This is a genomic window from Micromonospora sp. NPDC049171 (assembly GCF_040648275.1).
Classification (GTDB): domain Bacteria; phylum Actinomycetota; class Actinomycetes; order Mycobacteriales; family Micromonosporaceae; genus Micromonospora.
Genome location: NZ_JBEZDJ010000059.1, coordinates 1 through 6695, shown reverse-complemented (window position 1 = coordinate 6695; position 6695 = coordinate 1). Strand labels below are relative to the sequence as shown.

Genomic DNA, 6695 nt, shown 5'->3' with positions numbered 1-6695 from the left:
GCCGGAAACGGGTCGGCCTCGGCGGGCGGCGGTGTCGTCGTTCGGTATTAGTGGGACTAATGCGCATGTGATTCTTGAACAGGTGCCGGTCGAGGCGCCGGTCGAGGCGTCGGCGGTGGAGCCGGTGCCGGTGCCGGTGCCGGTGCCGGTGGTGTTGAGCGCGCGGACCGACGCCGCGCTACGGGCACAGGCCGGCCGCCTCCTGGCCCTGCTCGCCTCCGAGCCTTCCGTGTCCCCCGCGGACCTCGGCCTGTCGCTGGCCACGACGCGCACCGCCTTCGCGCACCGTGCCGCCCTCGTCGTCGCCGACCGGGAAGAGCTCACGGAGGGGCTGCGCGGCCTCGCCGAGGACGGCCCGGCGGTGGGCGCGCTGCGGGGGACTGCCCGTCCTCTCGGCCCCGGGCCGGTGTTCGTCTTCCCCGGGCAGGGCTCCCAGTGGGTCGGGATGGCCGCCGAGCTGATGGAGTCCTCGGTGGCCTTCGCGGAGCGGCTGCACGAGTGCGCCGCCGCGCTCGATCCGTTCGTCGACTGGTCGCTGACCGCGGTGCTGCTCGGCCAGGAAGGAGCCCCGTCCCTGGACCGGGTCGACGTGGTCCAGCCGGTGCTGTTCGCCGTGATGGTGGCGCTGGCCGACCTGTGGCGAAGGCACGGGATCGAGCCCGCTGCCGTCGTCGGCCACTCCCAGGGAGAGATCGCGGCGGCCTGCGTCGCCGGAGCGCTGAGCCTGCCCGACGCGGCCCGCGTGGTGGCGCTGCGCAGCAAGGTCATCGCCGAGCGGTTGGCGGGTGCGGGTGGCATGGCCTCGCTGCCGCTCCCGCCGGAGGAGGTCGAACGCCTGCTGTCCCCGTGGAGCGGCCGCGCGTCGGTCGCCGCGGTCAACGGCCCCCGCTCGACAGTGGTCTCCGGGGCGCCGGACGCGATCGACGGGCTGCTGGCGGCCTGCGAGGCCGCGGGTGTGCGGGCACGGAGAATCCCGGTCGACTACGCCTCGCACTCCGCCGAGGTCGAGCCGATCCGCGAGCGACTGCTGGACCTGCTGGCGGGAATCGAGCCACGGCCCTCGGCCGTGCCCTTCCACTCGACGGTGACCCGGGACGGGCCGCTCGACACCGCGATGCTCGACGCCGAGTACTGGTACCGCAACCTGCGACAGCCGGTGCTGTTCGAGGACGCGGTCAGCGACCTCGTCTCGCGGGGCCACACGCTCTTCGTCGAGGTCAGCGCCCATCCCGTGCTCACCATCGGCATTCAGGAGACGCTCGACGACGCGGGCGCCGACGCGTTCGCGCTGGGCACGCTGCGGCGGGGCCAGGGCGGGCCACGCCGCTTCCTGGAGGCGTTGGCCGAGGCTCACGTCCACGGCGCGGCACCATCCTGGGCGGCGGTGTTCGCCGGTTCCGGGGCGCGGCGGGTCGAGCTGCCCACCTACTCCTTCCAACGGGACCGCTACTGGCTCGACGCGGTCGGGCACTCGGGCGACGTGACCGCGGCGGGCCTGCGCGCCGCCGGCCATCCGCTGCTGGGGGCGGCGGTGCCGTTGCCGGGCACCGACGGCTTCGTGCTCACCGGCCGGCTCGGCCCACGCACGCACCCGTGGCTCGCCGACCATGTGGTCTCCGGCAGTGTGCTGGTGCCCGGCGCGGTCCTCGTCGAGCTGGCCGTGCACGCCGGCGACCAGGTCGGCCGGGACGAGCTCGAGGAGCTCACGCTGCAGGCGCCCCTGGTGCTGACGGGGTCGTCCGAGGTCGACCTCCAGGTGGAGGTCGGTCCGCCGGACGATGCGGGCCGGCGGCCGGTCCTCATCCACTCGCGGGAGGCCGCCGACGACGGGGACGGCACGTGGACCTGCCACGCGGTCGGCACACTCGCCGCGTCCTCCGGCGACGTACCGCAGTCGCTCGCGCAGTGGCCGCCCACCGGGCCGGTGGTCGAGGCCGGCTATGCGGATCTCGTCGAACGCGGTTACGAGTACGGCCCCTGCTTCCAGGGCCTCGGCACGGTGTGGCGGCTCGGTGCGGAGATCTTCGCCGAGGTGCGGCTGCCCGACGAGCCCGCTCTCGACAATCCCGCCGGGTACGGGCTGCACCCGGCGCTGCTCGACGCGGCGCTGCACGCCGTGGTGCTCGCCGGGCAGGCGGACGACGAGGTGGCGCTGCCCTTCTCCTGGTCGGGGGTCCGGCTGCACGCCTCGGGAGCCTCGTCGCTGAGAGTGCGACTGACGCCGTCCCCGCAGGACGGCGCCTACGCCCTGGCGTTGTTCGACGGCGCGGGCGATCCGGTGGCCACCGTCGACTCGCTCACGGTGCGTCCGGTCGCGCCGGGGCACCTCGCGGCCCCGGCCCGCCGCGCCTCCGACACCTTCCGCGACTCCCTGTTCCGGTTGGAGTGGACCGAGGTGTCCGCCCGCCCGTCCAGTCTGGCCGGCACTGTCGCGTTGGACGCCGACGACCTCGGCCTGGGCCTGCCGGTCCTGCCAGGGCTCCCGTTCCAGGGCGATTCGGTTCCCTCCCAGGTGGTCGTGTCCGTCCCGCCGAGTGGCGACCCGGAATCGGCGGACGCGGTGAGTTCCGTGCTGCACCGGACGCTCGCCGTCCTTCAGGCCTGGCTGGCCGACGACTGTCTTGACCAGGCCAGACTCGTCGTGGTCACCCGGGGCGCGGTGGCCACCCGGCCCGGCGAGGACGTGCACGACCTGGCGCACGCGGCGGTGCACGGGCTGGTGCGTTCCGCCCAGGCCGAACACCCCGGCCGGTTCGCGCTGCTCGACCTGGAGCCCGGCGCGGCGGACCACGGCACGCTGTCCGCCGCCCTGGGGTCGGCCGAGCCCGAGCTGGCCGTCCGCGCGCGCACGTTCCTCGCCCCCGCTCTCGCCCGGGTCAGCTCCCCCACACGGTTGCTGCCGCCCGCCGCGTCCGCCTGGCGGCTGGACGCCGCGGAACGGGGCACCCTGGAGAACCTCGCGCTGCTGCCGAACCCGGACGCCGTCGCCGCACTGGCACCAGGCGAGGTCCGGGTGGTGATGCGGGCCGCGGGTCTGAACTTCCGGGACGTGCTCAACGCCCTCGACGTCGATCTGGGCGAGAACACGCCCCGGCTGGGTGTCGAGGGCTCCGGAGTGGTGGCCGAGGTCGGACCGGGCGTGACCGGCCTGGCCGTCGGCGACCGGGTGATGGGCCTGTTCTCCGGCGCGTTCGCCCTGCTCGCCGTCACCGACGAACGTCTGCTGGCCAGGATGCCGCAGGGATGGTCGTTCGAGGACGCGGCCGCGGTCCCGGTGGTCTACCTGACGGCGTACTACGGCCTGGTCGACCTGGCCGGGCTCCGTGCGGGTGAGTCGGTCCTGGTGCACGCGGCGGCGGGCGGCGTCGGCATGGCGGCCGTCCAGTTGGCGCGCCATCTGGGTGCCGAGGTCTACGGCACCGCCAGCCCGGCGAAGTGGGAGACCCTGCGGTCGCTCGGCCTGCCCGAGGACCGGATCGCCTCGTCCCGGTCGACGGAGTTCGAAACGACCTTCCACCGGGGTGTGGACGTAGTCCTCAACTCGCTGTCCGGGCCGTTCGTCGACGCGTCGCTGCGTCTGTTGTCTCCCGGCGGGCGATTCATCGAGATCGGCAAGACCGACCTGCGCGACCCGCAGGCCGTGGCCGCGACCCACGGGGGAGTCGCCTACCGGGCGTTCGACCTGCGGGAGGCGGGCCCCGACCGGATCCGGGAGATGCTCGCGGAGATCCTCCGGTTGTTCCGCAGCGGTGCGCTCACCCCGATGCCGGTGACCCGGTGGGACCTCGGACGGGCACCCGAGGCCTTCCGCGTCCTTCGCCAGGGAACGCACGTGGGCAAGCTGGTGCTCAGCCTCCCGGAAGGGCCCGACCCCGCGGGCACGGTCCTGGTCACGGGCGCCTCCGGGAACCTCGGCGCGCTCTTCGCGCGGCACCTGGTCAGCAACTACGGAGTGCGCCACCTGCTGCTCCTGAGCAGACGGGGCGAAGCGGCCCCGGGCGCCGCCCACCTGACCGCCGAGCTGACCGCCCTCGGCGCCACCGCGACCTTCGCCGCCTGCGACGCCAGCGACCGGGCGGCGCTCGCGGCGGTGTTGGCCACCGTGCCGTCCGACCGGCCGCTGACCGGTGTGGTCCATGCGGCTGGTGTGTTGGACGACGGTGTGGTCGAGGCGTTGAGCCCCGAGCGGATCGACACCGTACTCCGCCCGAAGGTCCAGGCCGCGCTCAACCTGCACGAGCTGACCCTGGACGCCGGACTGTCGATGTTCGTGCTGTTCTCCTCCGCCGCCGGGACCCTGGGCACGGCGGGACAGGCCGGCTACGCGGCTGCGAACGCCTGTCTGGACGCGCTCGCGTACCGGCGTCGGGCCGGCGGACTCGTCGCCACGTCACTCGCCTGGGGCCTGTGGGCCGAGCGGAGCGGGATGACCGCGCACCTCGGCGCGGCGGACCTGGCCAGGATGGGGCGGTCGGGGCTGGTCGCGCTGGAGTCCGAGGAGGGCCTTGCCCTCTTCGACGCGGCGCGCCTGGTGGACGAGGCAGTTCTCGTCCCGGCCCGGCTCGACCTCGCCGGGCTGGGACGCCGGGCCAAGGACGCCACCGCGCCACCCGCGGTCCTCCGCCGGCTCGTCGGAGCACCCGCCCGCCGGGCCGCGGCTGCCCTGCCGGAGAGCGTGTACGCGCTGGCAGACCGGCTGGCGGCCAGCGCCCAACCGGACCGGCTGCTCCTCGACGTGGTCCAGACGCACGTCGCAGCGGTCCTCGGCCACCGGCCCTCGGACGCCCTCGACCGGGCACGGTCCTTCAAGGAACTCGGCTTCGACTCGCTGACCGCTGTGGAACTGCGCAACCGTCTGCGCGCCGACACCGGCCTCAGGCTTCCCGCGACGCTGGTCTTCGACCACCCGACCCCGGACGCGCTCGCGGCCTTCCTGAAGGCAGAACTGCTGGGTACGTCCGCCGCGGCCCCCGCACCCCCGCCGGTCGCCGCCGGCACGGACGAGCCGGTGGTGATCGTCTCCATGAGCTGCCGCTACCCGGGAGGTGTGAGCGGGCCGCAGGACCTCTGGGACCTCGTGGCCCGGGGCGGGGACGCGGTCTCCGACTTCCCGGAGGACCGCGGGTGGGACCTCGACCGGCTGCGCGATCCCAACCCGGACGCGCCGGGGAGCAGCCACGCGGGCGGCGGCGGCTTCCTCGACGGCGCGGCGTTGTTCGACGCGGCGTTCTTCGGGATCTCGCCGCGTGAGGCGCTCGCCATGGACCCGCAGCAGCGGCTGTTGCTGGAGACGTCGTGGGAGGCGGTCGAGCGGGCCGGCATCGACCCGTCCTCGCTGCGGAACAGCCGGACCGGCGTCTTCGTCGGCACCTCCGCCATGGGCTACGAGGCGGGTGCGCAGGACTCGTCGGATGAGCTGGCCGGTCACCTGCTGACCGGCAACACCATGAGCGTCGCCTCGGGGCGGATCGCCTACACCTTCGGTTTCGAGGGTCCCGCCGTCACTGTCGACACGGCCTGCTCGTCATCTCTGGTCGCGCTTCACCTGGCCGCGCAGTCGCTACGGCAAGGGGAGTGTGATCTCGCGCTGGCGGGTGGCGTGACAGTGATGGCGACGCCCGCGACCTTCGTCGAGTTCAGCAGGCAGCGCGGCCTGGCGGCCGACGGCCGCTGCAAGGCCTTCTCGGCCGCCGCGGACGGCTTCGGACCGGCCGAGGGTGCGGGCCTGCTCCTGCTGGAGCGGCTGTCGGACGCCGAGCGCAACGGCCATCGGATTCTGGCCGTCCTCAGCGGCAGCGCGGTCAACCAGGACGGTGCGAGCAACGGGCTGACCGCTCCGAACGGCCCGTCGCAGGAGCGGGTGATCCGCCAGGCGCTGGCGAACGCGGGCCTGACCCCCGCCGACGTGGACGCGGTCGAGGCGCACGGCACCGGAACCAGCCTGGGCGATCCGATCGAGGCGGGCGCGTTGCTGGCCACCTACGGCACGGAGCGCCCGGAGGCCACGCCGCTCTGGCTCGGGACGCTCAAGTCGAACATCGGCCATGCCCAGGCGGCGGCCGGTGTCGGCGGTGTGATCAAGATGGTGAAGGCGCTGGAGCACGGCGTACTCCCGAGGACCCTGCACGTGGACGTTCCGTCTCCCCACGTGGACTGGTCCTCGGGTGCGGTGCGGTTGTTGACCGAGGCGAGGCCGTGGCCGGCGGCCGGCCGGCCTCGGCGAGCCGCCGTGTCGTCGTTCGGGATCAGCGGCACCAACGCCCACGTCATCATCGAGGAGCCCCCGTCCGTGCCGGCCGAACGCCCGGCCGAACCGGCGCTGCCGGCCGAACCGGAGTTGCCGGGCCCGGTGCCGGTGATCCTCTCCGGCCGGGGCGCCGAGGCGTTGCGAGCGCAGGCCGCCTCGCTCCGGCACCACCTCGACGCCCACCCGGAGACCGGGTTGCTCGACGTGGCCTTCTCCAGCGCCGTCGAGCGGCCGCTGCACGACGACCGGGCGGTGGTCCTGGCCTCGGACCTTGGCGCGCTGCGTGGCGGGTTGGCCGCGTTGGCCGAAGGCCGGACCGCGCCCGGAGTAGTGACGGGCACGGCACGGCCGGACGGCCGGGTGGCGTTTTTGTTTACGGGGCAGGGTGCGCAGCGGGTGGGTATGGGTCGTGAGTTGTATGGGTCGTCGGTGGTGTTTGCTGCGGCGT

General features: G+C 74.2%; 1 protein-coding gene. It reads left to right on the top strand.

Annotated elements, in window-relative coordinates:
• Positions 1–67 precede the first annotated feature (67 nt).
• Positions 68–6695: SDR family NAD(P)-dependent oxidoreductase (locus tag AB0B14_RS36600; protein ID WP_357526738.1), on the top strand; the 6628-nt coding region annotated here is incomplete at its 3' end.